We start from the raw sequence: 25229 nt of genomic DNA on the forward strand, positions 1-25229 counted from the left end.
CGGGCAATATGCACCATTGCTACACCGGTCTTTGCCTGTGCCACGCTCCACCTTGCCACATTTGCAACGCCCGCGCCACGTGTTTCTTCGGAACGATTTGCGGCGCAGGCGGGCCGATTACTTCGCTAACCCCACATGGCCTACCCACAACGTCAGCACCTCAGCGAATGAACCCGGTATTCAACCCCGCCCAAGTCCGTGCTCGGACCATCAAACCCGGCCTTAACGCACCGCCTCATCGGGCACCACAGCCGGTGCGGGCACAGACACCGGTGCCACCGGCCCCAAGGTAGGCACGGCGGTCGAGGCTGAAATGGGCGATACCGGCGCACTGGCGGGCAGCGTGACTTGCGACTCCACAAACTCGACCGGTTCACTGGCGGGCACAGCGGGCTCCGGCGCCACCACCTCCTCGTCCGGGATGGGGGCGGGCTGACGCACCGGTTGTGGCACAGGTACGGGCTTGGGCGCCATCAGGCCTTGGGCCCAGTCACGCAAGCCTTTGGCCAGCTGGCTGAAAAAGCCCTCGGGTGGTGCCTCGAAGCGCTCGCGTGGGTCGATCAGCTTGGTCCGCAGCGCCTGGGCGGTGACTTCACCAACGATCGGCAAGGCGCTGTGCGCGCCCTGGCCCCAGTAGTCGCTGCGCAGCGTGATGCGGCCATCGTTGAAGCCGACCCAGGCACCGGCCACCAGCTGCGGGTGCATCAGGATGAACCAGCCGTCGGTGTTGTCCTGGGTGGTGCCGGTTTTGCCCGCCACATCGGCGCGGATGCCATAGCGGCTGCGGATAGCGACGCCGGTGCCTTTGTCCACCACACCCCGCATGGCGTCGAGCAGCTGGTAGTTCACTTTGGCAGACAAGGCCCGCTGAGGCTGGGCCGGAGCGAACTCGGCCAGCACCTCACCCTGGCGGTTCTCGATGCGGGTCACCAGCATCGGCGCCAGGTACTGGCCGTCGTGCGCGATGCTGCTGTAGGCGCTGACCATTTCCTTCAAGCTCACCGGGCTGGTGCCCAGGGCCAGCGCGGGCACCGCCTCCAGCGGGCTCTCGTTCACCCCCATGGCACGTGCCAGCCGGGCCACCCGCTCGGGGCCCACGGACTGCATCAGCTGGGCGGTGATGGTGTTTTTGGAATAGGCCAGCGCATCGCGCAGACGCATGGGTTTGTCGCTGGGCGGGCCGCCGTCGCTGGGGCGCCAGACTTCACCACCGGGCAGCGGGATCTCCACCGCCTGGTCGATCAGCGTGTCGTCGGGACTCGCGCCCTGGTCGAAGGCGGCGCCGTAGACAAAGGGTTTGAAGGTGGAGCCGGGCTGGCGCCGTGCCTGTGACACATGGTCAAACGGCTCTTGCGCAAAGTCGCGGCTGCCCACCCAGGCGCGCACCTGCCCGTTGCGCGGGTCCAGCGCCAGGAAACCGGCCTGCAGCCGGGTTTTCTGCGCGCGCAGTTGGTCCATGAAGCTGCGGTCTTTCAGCAGCGCGTTCAGCACGTCGTCAGCGTTTTGGCCGGCCTCGACCGCTCGGCGGAATTCCGGTGTTTCGCGTACCAGGGTCTGGACCAGGGCGCTGTCGGGTCCCCAGGCCCGGCGCGGCTGCCAGGCGGCGTCGGCCAAATTTTGCAGATGGCGGCTTTGGCGCGCCAGCGCCTGGTTGGCCAGGGTCTGCAGGCGTGCGTCAATGGTGGTGTGCACCACCAGGCCGTCGGCATAGAGGTTGTAGTCGTGGTCGTCGGCCCAATCGATCAGCCATTTGCGCAGCTGCACCGCAAAGTGTGGCACCGGCCCGCTGTCTTCGACCTGGCGCTCAAAGTCAATGCGCAGCGGGCGTTTGCTCAGGCTGGTGTACTGCGCCGCCTCAAGCTGCCCGCGTTTGACCATCTGCGCCAGCACGGTGTTGCGACGCTGCAGCGCCCGCTCGGGGTTGAGCACCGGGTTGTAGTAGCTGTTGCCCTTGAGCATGCCCACCAGCGTGGCGCTCTCCAGCACACTGAGCTGGTCGGCTGATTTGTCAAAGTAGGTGCGCGCCGCCATCTCGATGCCGTAGGCGTTGTAGAGAAAGGGCACGGTGTTGAGGTAGGTCTCCAGGATCTCGGGCTTGGTGTAGAGCGCCTCAATCTTGAACGCGGTGATGGCTTCCTTGAGTTTGCGTGTCAGCGTGGGCGCGCGGCCAATCTCCTGCGGAAACAGGTTGCGCGCCAGTTGCTGGGTCAGGGTTGAGCCGCCTTGCCGGTCACCCGAGAAGGTGTGCAACGCCGCTGAGGCGGTGCGCCGCCAGTCCAGCCCGAAGTGCTCATAAAAGCGGTGGTCTTCGGTGGCGATCAGCGCGTTGACCACCGAGGGCGACACGTCTTTGAGCGGCACCCAGACCCGGTTGGCCCATTTGAACTCGGTCAGCAACTTGCCGTCGCTCGACATCACCTGCGCGGGTAAATCGACCTTGGCCTTGCGGATGTCGCTGATGGCAGGTGTGAAAGGAATCAGCAGCAGGGTGTAGACCAGCAGCAGGGTTGGCAAAGCGGCCAGCGCCCAGAGCAGCTCGCGCCGGGTCGGGCGGCGCCAGCGCTGCAGAAACTCAATCAGAAAAGGGGGGAATCGGGAGGATAAGGACACGCAGGAACCAAAGAGCATGGGTTGCCAGGGCAGCCGGATTATCCGCCTGCCCTCCATCGCCCCCACAGCACGCCGCATGACCCGGCACTTGGCGTGTACCCGCCCAAAGCTGATCGCAGGCAACGCCCTGTTTGATGCCACCACCGCCTTGCTACGCCAGCACTGGTCGCCCCAACAAATCGCCTCCCACCTGGCTCAACTGCATGCCACTGAGGCTGCCAAACGCGTCTCGCACGACACTATTTGGAACGTCTGCTGCGCCCAACTGCGCAAAGAGACCGTTGCTTGCCGGCGCATGGCACGCGCCAGGCACTGGCCTCGCACCAAGGGTGAGGACCGGCGTGGTCAGCCCGCAGACCTGCTGAGCATTCATGTGCGTCCACCCGACATGGCGGACAGACAGTCCCCCGGTCACCGGGAGGGGGCCTGATCTGTCACGCTATGCCCAGGAGCGGCCCGACGCATCGATCCAACAGACTCCCCCGTGTTGCACTTGGATTTGAAACCGCCAGGGCTCGAGGCCAAGATGGCTCAGATTCTGTGCCGCAATCTGGCGGAAGCCTTCCGACACCCGCCCATCGCTGGCAGCGGCTTGCCAGAACGTGACGGCGAGCGGGCGGCGCGTTCAGGCAGGCTGTGAAAACGCGCAAATGCCGCCGCGCGGCTGGCGTTCTTTGGGCGAGTCCACGCCGTGTGAGTACGCTGGCGCACTGAAGCACTCGACGCCATCAGCCACAATCGCGCGAGAAGCTGGACACTCCCGGAGCCAGTCACCTGGAAAGTCTGACGTGTATGGTTTCACCCACCCCTTCGGTATGGCGCCGTTCTTGGCTGCGGGTCGGCGCTGGCCTGTTGGCGCTGGTGCTACTGGCGGTGCTGACCCTCGCGCTGGTGGGCTGGAACTGGCTGCGCGCGCCGGTGGAGCGTCTGGTCCTGGAAAAAACCGGCCGCGCGCTGGTGATCAGCGGTGACCTGAGCGTCGATTTTGGCTGGCCGGTGGTGCGCCTGCACGCGGCCGGCGTGCGCTTTGCCAACCCGGCCTGGGCGCAAGAACAACAGATGGTGACGGCTGAAGGCGTGGCGGTCAGTGTCGATCTGCCCGCGCTGCTGCAGCGCACCGTGGCCTTCACCGAAGTGCGCCTGGACCAGGCCGCCATTTTTCTGGAACAGGCGACCGACGGGCGCAAAAGCTGGCTGCTGGACCTCAACCAGCAGGACGAAACCGCACGCATCCACATCGGGCGCGTGACACTGAGCCAAGGAACGCTGGGGTATGACGATGTGCGCCAAAAAACCAGCATCCGCGCCCAACTCTCCACGACCGCTGGTGTGGACACGGGCCCAACCGGGCTGGATCTGACTTTCTCAGCCACCGGCCAGTTCAAAGGCCTGCCGGTCAAGGCGCAGGGCAGCGGTGGGCCGGTGCTGGCGCTGCGTGACACCAGCCAGCCGTATCCGCTCAAACTGAGCGCCAGCGTCGGCCCGACCCGCGTGGAGGTGGACGGCACCCTCACCGGCTTGCTGGCGTTGTCGGCGGTGGACATGCAGATGGCGCTGCGCGGCGGCAGCCTGGAGCAGCTCTACCCGCTGCTGGGCATCGCTTTTCCGGCGACGCGGGCCTACACCGCCGAAGGACGTTTGATCCACACGGACCAGCGCTGGCGTTTTGAGCAATTTGCCGGTCGCATTGGCGCCAGCGACATCGCCGGGTTCGTCCAGGTGGAAACCGGTGGCAAGCGGCCCGCCTTGCGCGCCGACCTGACCGCCAAAGTGCTGGCACTGGACGATCTGGGCCCGCTGATCGGCGCCCGCACCGGCAGTGTCACCCGGGCGGTGGCCGACCCGCTGGCCAAACGCCGGGTGTTGCCCGACTTGCCGTTCAACGCGGCGCGCTGGAACTCGGTCGATGCCGAGGTACAGCTCACCGCCAAGACCCTGCGCCGCGCCCAAGCCCTGCCGCTGGAAGACCTCACGGCGCACGTGAGTCTGCGCGATTCGGTGCTGACGCTGGACCCGCTCAACTTTGGCCTGGCGGGCGGTGAGCTGCAGACCCGCATCACGCTCGATGGCCGCAAAACGCCGATCCAGGCGACGGTGCAGCTGCGGGCGCGCAAGCTGTTGCTGTCCAAACTGTTCCCCACGGTGGACCTGACCCAGGCCAGCATCGGCCAGATGAACGGCGAGTTCAGTCTGACCGGCAGCGGCAACTCGGTGGGCAAGATGCTGGCCAGTGCCGACGGCAAGGTTGCTCTGGTGGTGGCGGGCGGCCAGATCAGCCGGCTGATGATGGAAAAAGCCGGCCTGCATCTGTGGGAAATCCTGCAGCTCAACCTGACCGGCGACAAGCTGGTGAAACTGCGTTGCGCGGTGGCCGACTTCAACGTCAAAGCCGGCACCATGCAGACCGAGGCACTGGTGTTCGACACCCAGATCACCACGCTGCTGGGCACCGGCAGCATCAACCTTGCGCGAGAAACGCTGGACCTGACGCTGACCCCCAAAACCAAGGCCACCAGCCCGGTCGCCTTGCGCAGCCCGATCTACATTCGCGGCAGCTTTGCCCAACCCCAGGTCAGCATCGACACCGGCCGGGTGGCAGCGCGTGCCGTTGGCGCCGTGGCGCTGGGCCTGGTCAACCCGCTGCTGGCCTTGTTGCCGCTGATCGACGCGGGCCCCGGTCAGGACAGCGATTGCGGCCAGTTGGTGCGCGACGCCCGGGTCGGGCCGCGCGCATCGGGCAATCCAGCCAAAGCTCAGAAGTAGCCGCCAAGCGCTGACGCTGCGTGACTCTTGTCACCGTCGTTTTGATACCCGGGCAAGTACCATGATTTCCAGCGTTTTTCACTGGAGATGAGTGACCATGAGCACCCCCGCCGCACCTGCTGCCGCATCCGCCAATGCCCCCACCGCCGCACACGGCCATCTGGAACACCTGCCGGTGTCGATGTTTTCGATCGTCATGGGGCTGGCCGGCACCACCATCGCACTGGAAAAGGCCGAGCAGTTATGGGGCTGGTCGGTGTCTCCCAGTGCGGTGTTGCTGGCCGTGACCGCGCTGGTGTTTGCCGCCATCAGCCTGGCTTACCTGGCCAAGTTCGTGCTGCACCGCCAGCATGTGGTGGCCGAGTTCAACCATCCGATTCGGCTGAGCTTTTTCCCGGCCATGTCGATTGGTTTGCTGCTGCTGGCCATAGCCGTCATGCGCCACGCGCCCGGTGTGTCGCTGGTTTTGTGGGCCGTGGGCGCTGCGGCGCAACTGCTGTTCACGCTGGCCGTCCTGTCGGCCTGGATGCACCACGACAAGTTTCAGGTGCAGCACAGCAACCCGGCCTGGTTCATCCCGATTGTGGGCAACATCCTGGTGCCGGTGGCCGGGGTGCCGCTGGGTTATCAGGAGGTGTCGTGGTTCTCCTTCAGCGTCGGGCTGATGATGTGGACACCGCTGCTGGCGGTGCTGTTGAACCGGTTCTTCTTTCACCCGATGCTGCCTGCCAAACTGCTGCCCACGCTGTTCATCCTGATCGCGCCACCCGCGGTGGGTTGTCTCTCCTGGGTCAAGCTGCACAACGGGGTGGTGGATGATGTGGCGCGTATCCTGTATTACTTTGGCCTGTTCATCACCTTGCTGCTGCTGTCGCAGGCCAGGCACTTCTGGAAGCTGGCCTTTGCCCTGCCGTGGTGGGCCTACACCTTCCCCGTGGCGGCCATGACCCTGGCCACCTCTGTCATGCTGGAGCAGGTCGGCGGCGGCTTTTTTGCCGCGCTGTTTGTTGTGCTGTTGACGGCGCTGGTGCTGCTGGTGACGCTGATCAGTGTTCGCACCGTGATCGCCATGCAACGCGACCAGATTTGCGTGCCCGAATAAGGCCACTGTGCCGCCGTCGCCAGCCCCGGTGGCGTCATCAATCGTGACAGTTGCCTGCCGCTGATGGATAGAAGCGGGGCTTATCGCGCCTGAAAGCAGCCGCCAAAACCTACCTGATGGGCGCCTAAGTCAATAGAATTGAAAGTTGCCTGCGGTAGCGACGCAGCGACAGGGTGTAGTGAAACCATGAAGGGCCAACACATGACAGACTTTGACGAATCCTCGTTCGGCTCACGCAACGAGCGTGACCCCCGACTTGTCAGCCACTTGACACGCAACACCTTCGCCATGGTACTGGCGGGCGGGCGCGGCAGCCGCCTGCGCGAACTGACCGACTGGCGCTCCAAACCCGCGGTGCCCTTTGGCGGCAAGTTCCGCATCATCGATTTCACCCTGTCCAACTGTGTCAATTCGGGCGTGCGCCGCGTGGGTGTGGCCACCCAGTACAAATCACAAAGCCTGATCCGGCATCTGCAGCTGGGCTGGAGTTTTCTGGATGGCCGCCTGGGCGAGTTCATCGAGATCATGCCCGCACAGCAGCAAGTGGATGAGTCCCATTGGTACCAGGGCACGGCGGACGCGGTGTTCCAGAACCTGCGCGAAATCCGCCACGCCAACCCGGAATATGTGCTGATCCTCTCGGGCGACCACATCTACCGCATGGACTACGGCCGCCTGCTGTTGGGCCACGTCGAGAGCAAGGCCGACATGACCGTGGCCTGTATCGAGGTGCCCCTCAAGGACGCCAGCGAATTTGGTGTGATGGCGGTCAACGACGAGGGTCGCGTGGTGGAGTTCCAGGAAAAACCTGCCAACCCGCCGCCCATGCCTGGCAACCCGGACATGGCGCTGGCCAGCATGGGGGTGTATGTGTTCAACGCCCGCTTCCTGTTCGAGCAGCTCAACCGCGACGCCGACGACCCCAAGTCCAACCACGATTTCGGCAAGAACATCATCCCGCACTGCGTCAAGCGCTACCGCACCTTTGCGCAAAACTTCTCCGAGAGTTGTGTGCAAGAGCCCGGCAAACCGCCGTATTGGCGCGATGTGGGCACGCTGGACGCCTATTGGTCCGCCAACATGGACCTGGTGGAAGTCACCCCCGACCTGAACCTGTACGACGAGAACTGGCCCATCTGGACCTGGCAAGAGCAGCGCCCGCCGGCCAAGTTTGTGTTTGATGACGAAACCCGGCGCGGCAGCGCGGTGGACTCCACCGTGTCAGGCGGCTGCATCATCAGCGGGGCCACGGTGCGCCACTCGATGCTGTTCTCAGGGGTGCACGTGCACAGTTACTCGCTGGTGGAAGACTCGGTGGTCCTGCCCAATGTGCAAATTGACCGCCACTGCATCGTCAAGAAATGTATTCTGGACCGGGGCTGCCACCTGCCCGAAGGCACCCAGATTGGCGTCGACCACGAGGCGGACCGCAAGCGCTTTCACGTGACTGAGACCGGCATCACGCTGGTCACACCCGCCATGTTGGGCCAACTGAAAGACACCATCCGCTGACACCCACCAAGAGACCAGCGCCCAACTGGCGCGGGTCCAGCCCAATGAAAAAAGGCCCGACTGCCATGCAGCCGGGCCTTTTGATTGGGTGTGACCCGAATTACTTGGCGACCACGCGCACCATTTCCAGGCACTTGTTGGAATAACCCCATTCGTTGTCGTACCAGGCCACGAGCTTGACGAAGGTGCCGTCCAGCGCGATGGAAGCGTCAGCGTCAAACACGCTGGTGCGGGTTTCGCCGCGGAAGTCGGTGGCCACCACTTTTTCGTCGGTGTAACCCAGCACGCCCTTCATGGCGCCTTCGCTTTGTGCCTTGATTTCGGCACAGATTTCAGCCATGGTGGCGCTGGTGTTGAGTTCAACGGTCAGGTCAACCACGCTCACGTCACTGGTGGGCACGCGGAACGACATGCCGGTGAGCTTCTTGTTCAGCTCAGGAATGACCACACCCACGGCCTTAGCAGCGCCGGTGCTCGAGGGGATGATGTTTTCCAGAATGCCGCGACCGCCGCGCCAGTCTTTGTTGGACGGGCCATCGACAGTCTTTTGTGTGGCAGTCGCTGCGTGCACGGTGGTCATCAGGCCGCGCTTGATGCCAAACTTGTCGTGGATCACCTTGGCCAGCGGGGCCAGGCAGTTGGTGGTGCAAGAAGCGTTGGAGATGATGGCTTGACCGGCATAGGTCTTGTCATTCACGCCAAACACAAACATCGGGGTGTCGTCTTTGGACGGTGCCGAGAAGATGACCTTCTTGGCGCCCGCTGCCAGGTGTTTCTCGCCGCCGGCCTTGTCCAGGAAAATACCGGTGGATTCGATCACGATGTCGGCGCCGACTTCGTTCCACTTCAGGTTGGCCGGGTCTTTTTCTTGCGTCAGGCGGATTTTTTTGCCGTTGACGATCAGCGTGTTGCCGTCGACCGACACGTCACCCTTGAAACGACCATGCACCGAGTCATATTGCAGCATGTACGCCAGGTAGTTGGGCTCCAGCAGGTCGTTGATGGCGACCACTTCAATGTCGTCGAAGCTCTGCAGGGCGGAACGCAACACGTTGCGGCCAATGCGGCCAAAGCCGTTGATACCAATCTTGATCGTCATACTTTTTCTCCGGGAGTTAATTAAAACCAACCTGTGGCTTGCTCGGCGTTCAGAACCGGCGCGGTCATGTTTCAAGCGGGTCAGCGCCTATTTTACCGATCACCAGCACGGCTGGGAACATGCGGGTAACACGCCCGCCTGACGCGCACCCGACAGCACCGGCGGGCCAGGCCGTGGGCTATGCTTGCGGCCCCGCCAGCAACCACAAGCCCCTGCCATGAGCCTGCTTTTTTCGCCCTTGCATCTGCCCTCGCCACGCGGTGGCCTCACCCTGCCCAACCGTCTGGTGGTGGCGCCGATGTGCCAGTACCAGGCCGTCAAGGGTTGCGCCACCGACTGGCACCTGATGCATTGGGGCAACCTGCTCAACAGCGGCGCGGCGATGTTCACCATCGAAGCCACCGCCGTGCTGCCAGAAGGCCGCATCACCCCGGCGTGCCTGGGGTTATGGGACGACAGCACCGAGGCCGCGCTGGCCGACCACCTGCAGCGCGCCCGCGCGCTGGCGCCCCACACCGCGGTGTGCATCCAGCTGGCCCACGCCGGGCGCAAGGCGTCGAGTGCCGTGCCTTGGCAGGGCGGGCAACTGCTGTCACCGGAACAAGGTGGCTGGCCCACCGTGGCGCCCTCTGCCTTGCCCCATTCACCTACCGAGGCAGCACCGACCGAGATCAGCGCGGCTGAGCTGGTGCGCATCCGCGAGGCATTTGTGACTGCCGCGCAGCGCGCCCAGCGCATCGGCATGGACGCGATTGAACTGCACGGTGCCCATGGCTATTTGTTGCACCAGTTTCTGTCGCCGCTGGCGAACCAGCGCAGCGATGCGTATGGCGGCTCGTTGGAGAACCGCATCCGTTTTCCACTGGAAGTGTTCCAGGCGGTGCGCGCGGCCTACGACGGCGTGTTGGGTCTGCGCCTGTCGGCCTCTGACTGGGTGGACGGCGGCTGGGACTTATCCCAAAGTGAAGCCTTCTGCCAGCAACTCAAGGCGGCGGGCTGCGACTTCATCCACGTCTCGTCGGGCGGTGTTTCACCCTTGCAAAAAATCACGCTGGGGGCAGGCTACCAGGTACCGTTGGCCAAAAGTGTTCGCGCCAGCAGCGGCATGGTGACCACCGCTGTGGGCTTGATCACCGAACCGGCCCAGGCCGAAGCCGTTCTGCAAGCCGGTGACGCCGATCTGGTGGCGCTGGCGCGGGCCTTCTTGTACGAGCCGCGCTGGGGCTGGCATGCGGCAGCCGCACTAGGCGGTACGGTGGCGGCCTTCCCGTCGTATTGGCGCTGCCTGCCACGCGCAGCGCAGGCGGTGTTTGGCCAAGTATCGGTGGGTATGCGCTAACTGTTTGAGCGCGTGGGGTCGTCGCGGCCCTGTCACAAAAGTTTCATGCTGGGCGGGAACACTCGCTGGGTTATTCCATCAACCTACGAGGCCCCGACCGTGAACCAACCAACCCTGCGCCCCAACGACCTCTTCAACGAAGAAGACTCCAACACCTCCAGCAACCCGCACATTGATGCGGTGGTCAGGGCCCGGCTGAGCCGTCGCAGCATGTTGCTCAGTGGTGTGGGTGCTGCCGGTGGTGCCCTGTTGGGTGGTCTGGGTTTGAGCGGCTGCGCCACCTCGGCCACCGCAGGTGCCGGTGCCGCCAGTGCCATGGGCCTGTCTGCGCCCCTGAGCACCCTGGGTTTTGCCGCTGTGGGCAAAAGCCTGATGGATACCGTGACCGTGGCCGACGGCTACCAGACCCAGGTGCTCTATGCGCTGGGCGACCCGCTCACCGCCAGCACACCCGCTTACAAGAACGACGGCACCGACACCGACTTTGACAAACGCGCCGGTGACCACCATGACGGCATGGAATGGTTTGGCCTGGATGCCAATGGCAAGCCTTCTGCCTCCAGCACCCAACGCGCGTTGTTGGCCATCAACCATGAGGCCACCACCGACGAAAAACTCAGCTCCTTCTTCCTGCACGCCAACGGCGGCACCTCCAAGCTGCCGCGTCCGGCCAGCGAGGTGGACAAAGAGTTGGCCATCCACGGTGTCTCGGTGGTGGAAATCGAAGCCAAGGGCAACCAGTGGGCGTACAAGGCGGGCTCCCCGTTTAACCGCCGCGTCACCACCATGACCGAAGTCCTGGTCCACGGCCCGGCCAAGGGCAGTGGCCATCTGGTTACCAAGTTCAGCCCGGACGGCACCCGCGCGCGCGGCACGCTCAACAACTGCGGCACCGGCAAAACGCCCTGGAACACCTTTGTGTCGGGTGAAGAAAACTGGTCTGGTTACTTTTATCGTGATGCCAAGGACGACGACCGCCGTGGCAAGAAAAACCCGCAAGTGTTGGGTCTGGACCGTTATGGCCGCAAAGCCGGCGCTGCCAGCCGCCATGGCTGGGAGAGCGCGGGCGCGGGCGACAGCTATGTGCGCTGGAACAACGGCGCACTGGCGTCTGACGCCAAAAGCGACTACCGCAACGAGATGAACACCTTTGGTTATGTGGTGGAAATGGACGCCTACAACCCCCAATTGGCGGTGCGCAAGCGTACCGGCTTGGGCCGTTTTGCCCATGAAAGTGTGAGTTTTGCCAAACCCGTCCCCGGCCAGCCGATCGTGGCCTACATGGGTGACGACTCGCGCGGTGAATACATGTACAAGTTTGTATCAACCGCCAAATGGGATGCCGCCGACGCCCACAGCGCCAACCCGCTGGACGTGGGTGACAAATACCTGGACAAAGGCACCTTGTACGCGGCCAGTTTCAAGGCAGACGGCACCGGCCAATGGCTGGAGCTGTCGATGGCCAACCCGATTGTGGCGGCCAACCCTGACTTTGCCTTCAAGTCCGATGCTGACATTGCCATCTTCACCCGCCTGGCCGCCGATGCAGTCAACGCCACCAAGATGGATCGCCCGGAATGGGGTGGTGTGAACCCACGCACCGGTGACTTCTACATGACGCTGACCAACAACAGCAACCGCACGGTGGACGGTGAGATGGGTGTGGACGCGGCCAACCCGCGCACCTACACCGACCTCAAAGCGGGCAAAGAGCAAAAAGGCAATGTCAACGGCCACATCATCCGCGTGGCGCAAGCCAACCCGGCGGACACCCAATTCACCTGGGACATCTACCTGTTTGCCTCGGAAGCCGACGCCGACAAGACCCGTGTCAACCTGTCGAACCTGACCGATGACAACGAACTGTCGGCACCCGATGGCCTGGTGTTCAGCCCGTCCACCGGTGTGTGCTGGATCCAGACCGACGACGGCGCGATGACCGACAAAACCAACTGCATGTTGCTGGCGGCCATTCCCGGCAAGGTCGGTGACGGCAGCAGCAAAACGCTGACCTACAAACGCGAGGACGGCAGCGAAAAACAGGTCAGCACCCCGATGGGCAAGGCGCAGTCGGCTGACATTCTCAAACGTTTTCTGGTGGGCCCGGTCAACTGCGAGATCACCGGTCTGTGTGAGTCACCCGACGGTCGTGCGATGTTCATCAACATCCAGCACCCCGGTGAACTCACCCCGATGGCCGACATTGGCAACCCTGCCAAGTACACCAGCCACTGGCCTGCCAACGCAGGCTACGGCGCCGGTCAGCGCCCCCGCTCCGCCACCATCGTCATCACCAAAAAAGACGGTGGTGTGATCGGTAGCTGAGGCGAGCGGCCTCCATGCTGATGCGCCAGCAGCTGTTGGCCAGCTGGCGCCTGCTGCGGCTGGGCGGCCACCTGATCGGTGGTCTGGCCACGCTGCGCTGGCGCTTTCCGGGCTGGTCCGCCGCCCGGCAACAAGAGGAAATTCAGGCCTGGGCCCTTGCTGCGCTTGGGCTTTTAGCTATTGATTTAAAAGTATCTGGCGCGCCGCCCGCAACAGGCCCGGCACTGCGGGTGTCCAACCATGTGTCGTGGCTGGACATTCTGGTGCTGCAGGCCACCAGCCCGAGCCGCTTTGTCGCCAAGGCCGAGGTGCGCCAGTGGCCGCTGATGGGGCGGCTGGCGGCCAAGGCTGGCACACTGTTCATCAGCCGCGAGTCACCCCGTGACGCACTGCGTGTGGTGCACCAGATGGCCGAGCATCTCCAAGCCGGTGAGGTGTTGACCATCTTCCCGGAGGGCACCACCAGCAACGGGCAGCAGGTGCTGCCGTTTCACGCGAATTTGTTCCAGGCGGCGGTGTCTGCCAAGGCGCCAGTGCAGGCGCTGGCGCTGCAGTTTGTGGAGCGTGCCAGTGGCCAGGTCAGCCTGGCACCCATCTACGTTGACGAAGACACGCTGTTGCAGTCGATGTGGCGCACGGTGCGCCATCCGGGTTTGCAGGCAGAGGTGCGGCTGGGTCCGGTGCAGTCACCTTTGGGGCGGGACCGCAGGGCGCTCGCCCAGGACACCCGCGCCGCTGTGGACAGCCTGCGTTGTTTGGTGTGAGCTGAGCGCGCACCAGCGGCGAGGGGCGCCTGAACGCGGCGCCCCGTCAACCAGAGACTCAGTTACCCAGAAAGTGTTTGCGGTAACGCGCAGGCAGGTCGTGGATGCGCATCAACATCGGCAAGTCGGCGGTGTTGAAGTCCGGGTCCCAGGCCGGGGCACCCAGCACCTTGGCGCCCAGGCGCAAGTAACCTTTGATCAGCGCCGGTGGCTCCACCTGCAGGCTGGCATCGAGCTGCTCCACTGGCAGGGGAAGGCGCGGGCGCACATGGAACTCGATGGGTGCCATGTGGGTGGCCTGGAGCTGGCGCCAGATGCTGGCCGCCACATCACCACTGACCACACCGTTGTGCAACATCGGGATGCTGGCGCAACCGACCATGGTGTCGAGCTGGTTGCGCACCATGAACTCGGCCAGCGCGCCCCACAGTGCCATGATCACACCGCCGTGGCGGTGCTCCGGGTGCACACAGCTGCGGCCCAGCTCGACCATGCGTTCGCGCAAGCTGCGCAGGCGCACCAGGTCAAACTCGGTGTCGCTGTAGGTGCTGCCAATGCGTTTGGCCTGCGCCGGGGTGAGCACGCGGTAGGTGCCAATCACCTCTTGCGTGGCCTCGTCGCGCACCAACAGGTGTTCGCAATACGGGTCAAAAATGTCCACGTCGTGGCCGGGCACGGTGGTGCTCAGGCGGGCACCCATTTCCTCGGCAAATACGCGGTACCTCAGGCGCTGCGCCTGGCGGACTTCATCCGTGTGGCGCGCCCACGATACCTGCAGACCGCCGCGCTCAGGGCTTGCCACGACGCGCGACGCGTCAGGCTGACAAAGCTCAGGTCGATGAAGTGACCCCCTGGGCAACGAGACCGGGGAAAAAGCAAATGTGGGGTTGGGTAGTTCTCTCATGGTCATGCTCCTTGGTTTGCCATGGATGGTGCGGGTGCGGGGTGACGCTTTGATGGCGATTTGATGACATCGCCGTGACAGGGCAGCCCAGCCATCTGCTGACCAGGCTGGCCCTGCTGCCAACGCGCCGCCAGCGCCTCCCGTATAGTGCGGCCCGTTGTTGACAACCCGAAGAAAGCCCGTTGAACACCTCCCACGCCACCGATACACCGCCGCGCTTTGACTGCGTGGTGAAGGCCTGGCGTGCCCATGAGGCCGAGTTGCTCGCCTACCTGTCACGCCAGTTGCAGGACCACAGCCTCGCGCAGGACGTGCTGCAAGAGGTGTTTCTGAAATCCATGCGTGCTGGCCAGGGCTTTTGCCGTCTGGACAACCCGCGCGCCTGGCTGTTCCAAGTGGCCCGCACCACGCTGGTGGACCACACCCGCTTAGCCAAACCCTGGGTGGACTTGCCCGACGACTTGGTGGCACCGGTGGCCGAGCCGCGCCCGGCGGTCGACGCGCTGAATGCCTGCTTGGGCCGAAACCTGGCACGTCTGGACGAGGCTGATCGCGCCGTCATTGAGGCCTGCGACCTGCACAGCCAGACGGTGCGTGACTTTGCACAAACCCACGGCTTGAGCCTGAGCGCTGCCAAGTCCCGCCTGCTGCGCGCTCGCCAGCGCCTGCGCCAGCACTTGGTCGCGCACTGCGGCGTGCAGTTTGACGAGCACGGGCAAGTGTGCTGCCACGTTGCCATGGAGGCCACATGAGTACCCACCACGATCATGATCATGGCCACAGCCATAGCCACGACCACCACCACGGACACAGCCATGCGCCGGCCAACTTCAACCGCGCTTTTGCGATTGGCATCGGGCTCAACACGGTGTTTGTGGGCATCGAGGCGTTTTACGGCTGGCAGATCGACTCGCTGGCGCTACTGGCCGATGCCGGGCACAACCTGAGCGACGTGGCCGGGTTACTGCTGGCCTGGGGCGGCGCGCTGGCGGGCAAGCGCCGACCGGATGCGCGGCACACCTACGGCTTCAAACGCGCCTCCATCCTGGCGGCCTTCATCAACGCAATGTTGCTGCTGCTGGCCATGGGCTCGCTGAGCTGGGAGGCGCTGCAGCGTCTGCAGTCCCCCGAACCCACCCAGGGCTGGACCATGATGGCGGTGGCGGGTGTCGGCATCGTCATCAACACCGCCACGGCGCTGCTGTTCATGCGCGGCAGCCAGGACGACATCAACATCCGAGGCGCGTTTTTGCACATGGCCGCCGACGCGCTGGTGTCGCTGGGCGTGGTGCTGGGCGGCGCGCTGTACCTGTGGCAGGGCTGGGCCTGGATCGACCCGGTGATGAGCCTGCTGATTGCGCTGGTGATTGTGCTGGGCACCTGGAGCTTGCTGCGCCAGTCGGTGCACCTGCTGTTTGACGGCGTGCCCGACTCGGTGGACGTGGCCGCGGTGCGCCAGCGGCTGCTGGGCCTGGGGGGCGTGGCCGAGGTGCATGACCTGCATGTGTGGGCCATGGGCACCTCCGACATTGCGCTGACGGCGCACCTGGTGCTGACCGACCCGGCAGCCGACAGCGGCGCGCTGCTGCACCTGGCGGAACATGAATTGCATGAACACTTCGAGATCCGCCACGTCACGCTGCAACTGGAGTCACCCGGCTACGCGCTGAACTGTGCGCTGCGCGAGGGCGCGGCCTGCCAGTAAGTTCAAGGCGCTGACGGGATGGCAGTCATTGTCCAAGGCGGGCCTTTCCCGTGGCGGTCATGGCGGACGCAAGGCGCCTGCCCCGGGCTCGATCCGGGGCAACCCATGAACACTGGAGGCATCGATCCCGGGCCAAGCCCGGGATGACCGTTAACTGCACCCGGTATTTTGAGGGCACCTAGCCCCAGGCTGAATCCTTTTGGGCATTGGCGCGTCTTCACGGGTATGACCGCCCTCACAAACTCACTTGCCACCCTGCCCAAGCGCCAGCCGCTGGCTTTTCTGATCTTCGCCGCCGCGCTCTGGCTGGGCCTGTACCAGCTGTTGCTGCCGCTGTCTGAAGCGGCCGTGGCCGCGCTGCCGGTGGCGCGCGACAGCCACCTGGGCGGCGCGTTGCAATTCTTCATTTACGACACGCCCAAGGTGCTGATGCTGCTGACCGGCGTGGTGTTTGTCATGGGCATGGTCAACAGCTACTTCACCCCCGAGCGCACCCGCGCGCTGCTGGCCGGGCGCAGTGAAGGTGTGGCCAACGTGATGGCCGCCAGTTTGGGCATCGTCACGCCGTTTTGCAGCTGCTCGGCGGTGCCACTGTTCATTGGTTTTGTGCAGGCGGGTGTGCCGTTGGGCGTGACGTTTTCGTTCCTGATCTCGGCACCCATGGTCAACGAGGTGGCGCTTACCCTGCTGTTTGGCCTGTTTGGTTGGCAAGTGGCGCTGCTGTACCTGGGCCTGGGTTTGAGCGTGGCGATTGTGGCGGGCTGGACCATTGGCCGCTTGAAGATGGAAGCGCATCTGGAAGACTGGGTGCGCGACATGCCCAAAACCTCGGCGCAGTTTGAGGACGGCGGCATGACGCTGGCGGATCGTCTGGACGGCGGGTTTGCCGCCGTGCGCCAGATTGTCGGCAAGGTCTGGCCCTACATCCTGGCCGGTATCGCCATTGGCGCGGGCATCCACGGCTATGTGCCGCAGGATTTCATGGCCAGTTTCATGGGCAAGGACGCCTGGTGGAGCGTGCCGCTGGCGGTGCTGATGGGTGTGCCGATGTACACCAACGCGGCGGGCATCATCCCCATCGTGCAGGCACTGCTGGCCAAGGGCGCAGCACTGGGCACGGTGCTGGCGTTCATGATGAGTGTGATCGCGCTCTCGTTGCCCGAGATGATCATCCTGCGCAAGGTGCTGAAACTGCGGCTGATCGCCACCTTTGTCGGCGTGGTGGCCAGCGGCATCCTGATCGTGGGTTTTGTGTTCAATGCGGTGCTCTGAATCGCTGATTTCTCCCATTCTTGAAAGGAAAAACCATGGACATCCAAGTACTCGGCACCGGCTGTGCCAACTGCAAAGCCACCCTTGCCCTGATCGATGAGGTGGCCCAAGCCAAAGGCGTGGCCATCACACTCGGCAAGGTCGAGGACATCAAGCAGATCATCGGTTACGGTGTGATGAGCACCCCCGGCGTGGTGATTGACGGCAAAGTGGTGCACGCCGGTGGTGTGCCCAGTCGCGACAAGGTGATGCGCTGGTTGGCGTCCTGAGCCTCGGCTGGCCTGGCTGGGACGTGTGATCTGGCGGCTGTCTAGGCCAGGGCCGGGCGGCGCGGGCCGCTGAGCGCCAGGCTGCCCGCCACAGGTTCCCGCAGCGGGTCGGCATCGCCCAGTTTGAAGGCGCCCACCATTTGCACCAGGTCCATGGCCTGGGTTTTGAGGCTGCTGGCCGCTGCGGCCATTTGCTCGACCAAGGCCGCGTTCTGCTGGGTGGCTTGGTCCATGTGGGTGACCGCTTCGCCGACCTGGGCCACCCCCAAAGACTGTTCGGTGCTGGCGGCACTGATCTCACCCATGATGTCGGTCACCCGTTTGATGCTGTTGACCACCTCGGTCATGGTTTCCCCAGCCTGGTCCACCAGAACGCTGCCTTGACCGACGCGTTCCACACTGGCGTTGATCAGTTGCTTGATTTCCTTGGCCGCCTCGGCACTGCGCCCGGCCAGGGATCGCACCTCGGAGGCCACCACGGCAAAACCCCGACCTTGCTCCCCGGCACGGGCCGCTTCCACCGCCGCGTTGAGCGCCAGGATGTTGGTCTGGAACGCAATGCCGTCAATGACGCTGATGATGTCGGCAATTTTGTGGGACGACTCGTTGATGCCTTTCATGGTCTGCACCACCTGGCCGACCACGTCGCCACCTTGTTGCGCCACCGCAGACGCACTCATGGCCAGCTGGTTGGCGGTGCGCGCCGATTCGGCATTCTGTTTGACGGTGGCGCCCAGTTCTTCCATGCTGGCCGAGGTCTGTTCCAGGGCGCTGGCTTGTTGTTCGGTGCGGGCCGACAGGTCGTGGTTGGCTTCGGCAATCTGGGAACTGGCTGTGGCCACACCTTCGGAGCCGCTGCGGACGTGACTGACCACCTTGACCAGATTGGCCTGCATCAAGGCCAGGGCATCAAGCAGCTCACCCACCTCATCACGGCTGGCGTGCAGGATGCGGGCGGTGAGGTCGCCACTGGCTGTGGTCTGGGCAAACGCCACCGCTTCACCGATGGGGCGGGTGACGGAGCGGGTGATCACCACCGCCAACACACCCGCCAGCAGCAGCGCAGCCAAGGTGGCGACCGCAATGACGATGGACGTGGTGCGATTGGCCTGGGTGGCGGCTTGGATGTCCGCTTTGGACATGTCCACCTGCAGCGCCATCAGCTTCTCCAGGGGTCCAAAAAATTGGGGCGCCAGCGGACTGACTTTTGATTTGTAGATGGTGAGGGCATCCTCGAGTTTCCCCTCAGCCAGGGCCTGTTTGGCCGGGTTCAGCCCGTCGTTGCGAAAGGCGGCCATGGCAGGTTCAACCTCGGCGACCAAGACCTTTTCTTGCGGGGACAGGTTGGTGGCGAGAAAGGCTTTCCAGTCCTGGTCCATGAGGTCGAAATTCTTGTCCATCTCGGACACACGTTTGACAATGTTGGCAGGCTCCGGGTTCAACAACATGTCCATCACCAGGGTGCGGTTGCGGATGGCCAGGTATTGCACCGCGCTCATGTTGTTCATGGGAACAAGACTGTCGTTGTACATGTCGACCGTTCCGTCGAACGTCTTGCCAATACCCGCCCACCCTGCATAGGCAATACCCAGAAGAAGAAGCACCAGGGTCAGGAAGGCGCCGGAAAGACGGGCACCGATTTTGAAATTGTTAAGCATGATGGTTTTCTCTCAAGACATAGAGCCACAGGTGACCAGGTGCAGCACGTGCGCGTCTTGCGGGCAGTCGGCCAGGCCGGGCGGCACAGTCTGCCATCACCTGAAGCCGCGGATATTACAGGCAGGTTCAATATGGCACATCTGGATGCCCATGGGCGTCGGTAGAACGAAGGCGGCATGCGGCCGACTTGGTGGTGACACGGCATCGTCACGCCACAAACGTAAACTCCTGGTATGAACAACGGCACATTCCTGGCAGCCATTGACCTGGGCTCCAACAGCTTTCGGCTGGAAATCGGGCGTTTTGACCACGGGCAGATCCAGCGGGTGGACTACCTGAAGGAGACCGTGCGCCTGGGCAACGGTTTTGACGAGGAACGCAACCTGTCGGTCGAAGCCATGACCCGCGGCTGGGATTGCCTGGCGCGGTTTGCCGAGCGGCTGGCGGGCTTTGGCCCGGACCAGGTGCGCGCCGTGGCCACCCAGACCCTGCGCGAAGCCAAAAACCGCGACGACTTTCTGAAGCGTGGCCGCGAGGTGCTGGGCTTTCCGATTGACGTGATTGCCGGCACCGAAGAAGCGCGCCTGATCTACCAGGGCGTGGCGCACTTTCTGCCGCAAAGCGCCGAGCGCCGCCTGGTGATCGACATCGGCGGGCGCTCCACCGAACTGGTGCTGGGCCATGACCTGGACGCCACGCAAACCGCCTCATACCGGGTGGGCAGCGTCACCTGGTCGATGAAATACTTTCCCAAGGGTGAATTCACCGAACAGGCCTTGTTTCGCGCCGAAGTGGCCGCCCAAGCGGTGCTGGATGAAGCGCTTGCCAGCTACGCGCCCCACCAGTGGGACACGGCCTACGGTGCTTCTGGCACGATCGGCGCGGTAGCCGACATTCTGGCGCTGGCGGGCTGGGGCAGTGGTCAGATCACCCGCGAGGGGCTGGACTGGCTGGTCAAATGCCTGTTGCGTGCGGGCAGCGTTTACCAGGTGCAACTGGAGGGGCTGAAAGAGGACCGCCGCGCGGTGATCGGCGGCGGCGTGAGTGTGCTGCGCGGGCTGATGGACCTGCTGCAGATCGACACCCTGCAAGTGGCGCAAGGCGCGCTGCGCCACGGCGTGCTGCAGGAGATGCTGACGCGCGACGCCCACGCCACCGACGCGCGCGACACCTCGGTGCAGCGCTTGGCCCTCAAATTTGCCGTGGACGCTGGCCAGGCAACCCGGGTCAGCCGGGTGGCGACCCGCCTGCTGGCGCAGGTGTTGCCAGACGACGCGCCAGACGCCCACGTGCTGCAGCGCAAGCTGCGCTGGGCGGCGGCGCTGCACGAAGTGGGCATGGCCATCTCGAACAGCGACTACCACAAACACGGCGCCTACATTCTGGAAAACGCCGATACGGTGGGGTTCAGCCTGCCCGAGTTGCATCGCCTGGGCCTGCTGGTGCTGGGCCACCGTGGCAAGCTGCGCAAGCTGGAGGCCGACTTTGAAGAGTCCGGCTTTGTGATGCTGCTGCTGGCCATGCGCCTGGCTGTCATCCTGTGCCACGCCCGCCAAGACCCGCAAGACGAGCGCGTGACGCTGGCCTACGCGGCCAAACGCCAGCGCTTCACCCTCACTGTGGATGAGGTCTGGGCCTCGGACTACCCGCAGTCAACCCACTTGCTGCGCCAGGAAAGTCTGGCCTGGCAGAAGATGCCCTGGAGTTTGGAAATGGTGGTGAACTGAGCTGCCTCAGATCAGCTCCGGGCTGATCACGGAGACCAGGTGCACGCGTAGCTCTTGCTCGCGCTGGCGACTGCGCAGCCACCAGACGGCACCTTTGCGGATGTCACACGCGGCCTCATCCACACCCAACAGGCGCGCGGCGATCTGGCCCAGCATCGGCTGATGGCCCACCAGCAACACCGCGCCTTTGTGCGGCGGGCCGTTTTCAGCGGTCCATTGAATGAAAGCCAAAGCTTCATCGGCATTGGACTGCGGCGCTAGCTCGTCGCGGAACTTGAACTTGCGCCCCAGCGCACGCGCGGTCTGCTCGGCCCGCCGCGCCGGGCTGACCAGCACCCGGGTGCTCTCGGGCAGCTGGCGGTCCAGCCACTTGGCCACGCGGGCCGCCTGGCCCTCGCCCTTGTGGGTGAGAGCGCGCGACAGGTCATCACAGCCGGGCTCGGCGTCAAACGCCTGGGCGTGTCGCCAAAGGATCAAATCCATAGCTTGTCGTCCTTATGCCATCAGGGCTTGGCTGAATAAAGGGCCATCAACCTGGCCTGCGCACCGACCGCTGCTTTGGGCTTGGCCGGACTGCGGGGCGGTGTCACTTGGTGGTAGCTGCCATCGGGCGCCATCGTCCAGGCATCGACGTGGTCAGCCAGGTACATCGTCAGACACTCGCTGATGATGCGCTGGCGCAAGGCTGCGTCTTCCACCGGCCAGGCCAGCTCCACGCGGCGCAACATGTTGCGGTTCATCCAGTCAGCACTCGACAGGTACAAGGTTTCCTCGGCGCCGGTCTGGAAGTAGAACACCCGGGAGTGCTCCAGAAACCGGCCGATGATGCTGCGCACCCGGACGTGCTCGGTGAAACCCGGCCGCTGTGCCGGCAGCATGCAGGCGCCACGCACGATCAGGTCCACCTCGACACCGGCTTGCGAAGCCCGCGCCAGCGCCTCCATCAGCTTCTCGTCGGTCAGGCTGTTCATCTTCAGGATGATGCGGCCCGACACGCCGCTGGCCGCGGCCTTGGCGACCTGGTCCACCCGGTCGATCAGGCTGCGCTGCAGGTGAAACGGCGCCAGGATCAGCTTGTTGAGCTTGGGGATGCGGCTCTGGTTGGCCAGCAGGCCAAACACCGTTTCCATGTCGGCGGTGAGTTTGGGATTGGCCGTGAGGTAACTCAGGTCGGTGTAGAGCCGCGCAGTTTTGGGGTTGTAGTTGCCGGTGGACAGGTGCGCGTAGCGGACGATGTTGCGGCCCTCGCGGCGCGACACCAGCAGCATCTTGGCGTGGGTTTTCAGACCGACGATGCCGTACACCACCTGGGCGCCGATGTATTCAAGCTTTTCCGCCCAGTTGATGTTGGCTTCTTCGTCAAAGCGCGCTTTGAGCTCCACCACCACGGTGACCTCTTTGCCGCGCTGCACCGCCTGGCGCAGCAGCTCCATCAGCACCGAGTCCGAGCCGGTGCGGTAAATGGTCTGCTTGATGGCCAGCACATCGGGGTCGTAAACCGCCTCACGCAAAAAGGCCAACACGCCGTCAAAACTCTCGTAGGGCTGGTGGATCAACACATCGCCCTCGGCCAGGCGCTCGAAGATGGTGGTGTTGGGTGGCAGCTGGCTCGGGTAGCTGGCCTCGTACCGCGGCCACAACCACTTGGGTTGGTCGATCAGGTCAATCAGCTGGTTCAGACGCACCAGGTTCACCGGGCCATGCACCCGGTACAGGGCGGAGGCGGGCAGCTCAAACTGGCGCAGCAGCAGGTCCGACAGGTGCTCGACACAGCCCGCCGACACTTCCAGGCGCACCGCCTGGCCGTAATTGCGGTGCACCAGGCCCTGGCGCAACGCGGTGCGCAGGTTTTTCACATCTTCCTCGTCCACCGACAGATCGGAGTGGCGGGTGACGCGGAACTGCGAAAAATTGCCCACCGTGCGGCCTGGAAACAGTTCTTTCAGGTGGGTGCGGATCACGCTGGAAATCGACACAAACAGCGTGCGTTTTCCGGACAACTTTTCCGGCAGGCGGATGAAACGCGGCAGGCTGCGCGGCACCTTGACGATGGCGATCTCGTTCTCGCGCCCGAACGCATCGTGGCCCGACAGCCGCACGATGAAATTGAGCGACTTGTTGGCCACCTGCGGGAACGGGTGCGACGGGTCCAGCCCCACGGGCAGCAGCAGCGGACGCACCTCGCGCTCAAAAAACGACTTCACCCAGCGGTGCTGCGCCAGCGTGCGCTCGCCATGCGGCACGATGCGCACGCCTTCTTTGGCCAGGGCCGGGATCAGCACATCGTTGTACAGCGCGTATTGCTCTTCGACCAGTGCGTGGGCCGCACGGCTCAGCGACTCCTGCGCTTGCGCATCGATGGCGTTGAGGTCAGCCTTGGGTTTGGCCAGGCTGGTGTAGAGCGCGGCGCGCACCTCAAAAAACTCGTCCAGATTGGACGACACGATGGTCAGGTAGCGCAGGCGCTCCAGCAGCGGTACATCGGTCTTTTTCGCCCAGTGCAGCACCCGCGCGTTGAAGGCCAGCAGGCTCACATCGCGGTCAATCCAGGACGTGTCAACGGGTGCGGGCGCAGGCGCCGCCTTGGGCCGGGCTTTGCGTTTGACGGGTGCGGCGATGGCAGCGGGCACGGGCGGTGCCTCGGGGGTGGGAGCGGTGTCGGTCATGCGGGCCTGGTTCGGTGATCCACGAAGTGTGACGGTTCGGTATGTCATTTTGATGACAAAACTGTGGCGTTGGCAACCGGGCAGGCGAATCACGCCCGCCCAGCAAACGCCGGGCGACATGTCACGCTGCATTGCGGCACACCTTTGCCAAACGGCAGGACCAGAAAACACGACGGGGGAATCCCCGCATCGACCAGTTTTGCACGGGTACACAAGCCTCAGCCCCGCCAAATTTCAGCAACAACAAGCGTTCATGGTTGAGGGATTGGCCACGATCCTGGCACTGCGATGGTGGCCAGAGCAGCGCACCCTCACACATCGGCGACTTGGATCGCTTGAAAGCGCCCACAAAAAAAGGCCCCGAAGGGCCTTCTTTTGTCGGTCGCAGGGTTCGCTTACATCTTGCGACGACGAGCCGCAGCTGCCAAGCCCAGCAAACCCAGCGCCATCAGCGCCAAAGAACCGGGTTCGGGCACGTCATTGGCTTGCGCGGCTGGAGCGACTGCATTGGCCAGGACAGAAACATTGTCGATGCCGGCACCGCTGTTCCAGGGATTGCTGCAGTTCCTGCCCGACGAGCATGTGGCGCTCTCATCCAGGGAGAACGTGATCCTGTACAAACCGTCCGCCACATTGGCGTACGAGAACGATTCATTCGTATTGGAAGTGAGCACATCCGTCATGCCAGAGGCCGCATTGGAGATCCGGGACCAGCCACTGTCTACCCACGAAAAGACAGCGAACAGGGCGTCGCCGCCGGCACTTCTTGCATTCTGAGAATTGAGTGCCCAGTCAAAAGAAACCACGAGATCGGAGAATCCGGACGCTGTATCCAGCGTGAACTCCTGGTAGATGGCATGGATGCCGCCAGCTGTTTCTCCGCCCACCACACCACTTCTGTCACCCAGCACCGCAAAGGCGTTGGTGGATGTCACAACGGTCTCGGTACGTGGGAACAAACAACTTCCAAACACGACCATTCCGCAAGTCTTGGTTTTGGTCGAGGTGGGTGTGCCGAAGAAATCGTTGAACCCACCGTTTTCAGCGCTGGATGTATTAATGGCATCGGTATTCAGGCGCGCACCGGCCGTGCCAACAGTTGTCCAGGAAGCCATCGATGCACTGGTCGCCGTTCCGAAGCTGCCATTGGTGATCATCTCTACGGGCGCTGCAGCAGCGGGCAAGGCGAGCCCCAGAGTGGCAGCAGTGAGCGCTACCAGGCGTGATGTTGAGTTGGAGATTTTCATGGCGATTTCGATCAGCTTGATTGTTGGACTATGACACCCAAAGCCGGGTGATACATCCACAAAAGCATGATACGTGCCAATACGTATTGAACCGATTTATACCTTATAAATCATATAGTTAAATTTAATCTCCAGCACGCATCCGCTGAGCGCTTGCAGCGCATGCCACTTGTTGTCAACGCCAGCAACACGGCCATTTAGCCGTGTGGGCGATCACTGATCTGCCCACAGTCAGCACACCGCACAGGCCGTGCAGGGCCTGGTCT

19 protein-coding genes are annotated in these 25229 nt (G+C 63.7%); 12 read left to right on the forward strand and 7 right to left on the reverse strand.

The window, feature by feature from the left end:
* Positions 1-222 precede the first annotated feature (222 nt).
* Positions 223-2628 (reverse strand): penicillin-binding protein 1A, encoded by a 2406-nt coding sequence (locus LHU53_RS04590; protein WP_370632221.1) that lies wholly within the window; start codon positions 2626-2628, stop codon positions 223-225.
* A gap of 58 nt (positions 2629-2686) precedes the next feature.
* Between LHU53_RS04590 and LHU53_RS04595 the strand changes: the two genes are divergently transcribed.
* From LHU53_RS04595 to glgC, 4 genes are all read left to right on the forward strand, one after another.
* The gene (locus tag LHU53_RS04595; RefSeq protein ID WP_227330912.1) at positions 2687-3040 is read left to right on the forward strand and encodes a hypothetical protein; all 354 of its coding nucleotides are present in this window, start codon (positions 2687-2689) and stop codon (positions 3038-3040) included.
* Positions 3041-3402: 362 nt separating this feature from the next.
* A complete protein-coding gene (locus tag LHU53_RS04600; RefSeq protein WP_227330913.1) occupies positions 3403-5373 on the forward strand; it encodes an AsmA family protein in 1971 nt (656 codons plus the stop codon).
* Positions 5374-5470: 97 nt separating this feature from the next.
* The gene (locus LHU53_RS04605; RefSeq protein WP_227330914.1) at positions 5471-6475 is read left to right on the forward strand and encodes an SLAC1 anion channel family protein; all 1005 of its coding nucleotides are present in this window, start codon (positions 5471-5473) and stop codon (positions 6473-6475) included.
* A 201-nt stretch (positions 6476-6676) separates the two neighbouring features.
* Positions 6677-7987 carry a glucose-1-phosphate adenylyltransferase gene (gene glgC / locus LHU53_RS04610; RefSeq protein ID WP_227330915.1) on the forward strand — a complete coding sequence of 437 codons (1311 nt, stop codon included), beginning with the start codon at positions 6677-6679 and terminating at the stop codon, positions 7985-7987.
* Between the two features lie 100 nt (positions 7988-8087).
* Here glgC and gap read toward each other — a convergent pair whose 3' ends face one another.
* The gene (gene gap, locus LHU53_RS04615) at positions 8088-9086 is read right to left on the reverse strand and encodes a type I glyceraldehyde-3-phosphate dehydrogenase (protein WP_227330916.1); all 999 of its coding nucleotides are present in this window, start codon (positions 9084-9086) and stop codon (positions 8088-8090) included.
* A 217-nt stretch (positions 9087-9303) separates the two neighbouring features.
* Here gap and LHU53_RS04620 point away from each other — a divergent pair, with 217 nt between their 5' ends.
* The 3 genes from LHU53_RS04620 (at position 9304) to LHU53_RS04630 (ending at position 13514) form a co-directional block, all read left to right on the forward strand.
* On the forward strand, positions 9304-10425 hold the full coding sequence (locus tag LHU53_RS04620; RefSeq protein ID WP_227330917.1) for an NADH:flavin oxidoreductase/NADH oxidase: 1122 nt from the start codon (positions 9304-9306) through the stop codon (positions 10423-10425).
* A 99-nt stretch (positions 10426-10524) separates the two neighbouring features.
* The gene (locus tag LHU53_RS04625) at positions 10525-12750 is read left to right on the forward strand and encodes a PhoX family phosphatase (protein ID WP_227330918.1); all 2226 of its coding nucleotides are present in this window, start codon (positions 10525-10527) and stop codon (positions 12748-12750) included.
* Positions 12751-12764: 14 nt separating this feature from the next.
* Positions 12765-13514 (forward strand): lysophospholipid acyltransferase family protein, encoded by a 750-nt coding sequence (locus LHU53_RS04630; RefSeq protein WP_370632222.1) that lies wholly within the window; start codon positions 12765-12767, stop codon positions 13512-13514.
* A 58-nt stretch (positions 13515-13572) separates the two neighbouring features.
* Here the strand turns inward: LHU53_RS04630 and LHU53_RS04635 are convergent, their stop codons facing one another.
* On the reverse strand, positions 13573-14418 hold the full coding sequence (locus LHU53_RS04635; protein WP_227330919.1) for a GNAT family N-acetyltransferase: 846 nt from the start codon (positions 14416-14418) through the stop codon (positions 13573-13575).
* A 182-nt stretch (positions 14419-14600) separates the two neighbouring features.
* Here LHU53_RS04635 and LHU53_RS04640 point away from each other — a divergent pair, with 182 nt between their 5' ends.
* The 4 genes from LHU53_RS04640 (at position 14601) to LHU53_RS04655 (ending at position 17664) form a co-directional block, all read left to right on the forward strand.
* Positions 14601-15170 (forward strand): sigma-70 family RNA polymerase sigma factor, encoded by a 570-nt coding sequence (locus LHU53_RS04640; RefSeq protein ID WP_227330920.1) that lies wholly within the window; start codon positions 14601-14603, stop codon positions 15168-15170.
* A complete protein-coding gene (locus LHU53_RS04645; RefSeq protein ID WP_227330921.1) occupies positions 15167-16123 on the forward strand; it encodes a cation diffusion facilitator family transporter in 957 nt (318 codons plus the stop codon). Before LHU53_RS04640 ends, LHU53_RS04645 begins: the two co-directional genes overlap by 4 nt.
* A 225-nt stretch (positions 16124-16348) precedes the next feature.
* The gene (locus LHU53_RS04650; RefSeq protein ID WP_227330922.1) at positions 16349-17395 is read left to right on the forward strand and encodes a permease; all 1047 of its coding nucleotides are present in this window, start codon (positions 16349-16351) and stop codon (positions 17393-17395) included.
* 35 nt (positions 17396-17430) lie between these two features.
* The gene (locus LHU53_RS04655) at positions 17431-17664 is read left to right on the forward strand and encodes a thioredoxin family protein (protein ID WP_227330923.1); all 234 of its coding nucleotides are present in this window, start codon (positions 17431-17433) and stop codon (positions 17662-17664) included.
* Between the two features lie 41 nt (positions 17665-17705).
* Here LHU53_RS04655 and LHU53_RS19800 read toward each other — a convergent pair whose 3' ends face one another.
* A complete protein-coding gene (locus LHU53_RS19800) occupies positions 17706-19322 on the reverse strand; it encodes a methyl-accepting chemotaxis protein (protein WP_304621922.1) in 1617 nt (538 codons plus the stop codon).
* A gap of 234 nt (positions 19323-19556) precedes the next feature.
* Here LHU53_RS19800 and ppx point away from each other — a divergent pair, with 234 nt between their 5' ends.
* Positions 19557-21050 (forward strand): exopolyphosphatase, encoded by a 1494-nt coding sequence (gene ppx, locus LHU53_RS04670; protein WP_227330924.1) that lies wholly within the window; start codon positions 19557-19559, stop codon positions 21048-21050.
* A gap of 6 nt (positions 21051-21056) precedes the next feature.
* Here ppx and LHU53_RS04675 read toward each other — a convergent pair whose 3' ends face one another.
* The 3 genes from LHU53_RS04675 to LHU53_RS04685 all read right to left on the reverse strand — a co-directional run bounded on the left by LHU53_RS04675 (position 21057) and on the right by LHU53_RS04685 (position 24963).
* Positions 21057-21533, reverse strand: coding sequence for a histidine phosphatase family protein (locus tag LHU53_RS04675; protein ID WP_227330925.1), 477 nt, complete (start codon positions 21531-21533; stop codon positions 21057-21059).
* 20 nt (positions 21534-21553) lie between these two features.
* The gene (gene ppk1 / locus LHU53_RS04680) at positions 21554-23716 is read right to left on the reverse strand and encodes a polyphosphate kinase 1 (RefSeq protein WP_227330926.1); all 2163 of its coding nucleotides are present in this window, start codon (positions 23714-23716) and stop codon (positions 21554-21556) included.
* A 395-nt stretch (positions 23717-24111) separates the two neighbouring features.
* Positions 24112-24963, reverse strand: coding sequence for a PEP-CTERM sorting domain-containing protein (locus tag LHU53_RS04685; protein WP_227330927.1), 852 nt, complete (start codon positions 24961-24963; stop codon positions 24112-24114).
* Between the last annotated feature and the right edge of the window lie 266 nt (positions 24964-25229).

The sequence above is a fragment of the Rhodoferax sp. U2-2l genome, assembly GCF_020594515.1.
Lineage (GTDB): Bacteria > Pseudomonadota > Gammaproteobacteria > Burkholderiales > Burkholderiaceae_C > Rhodoferax.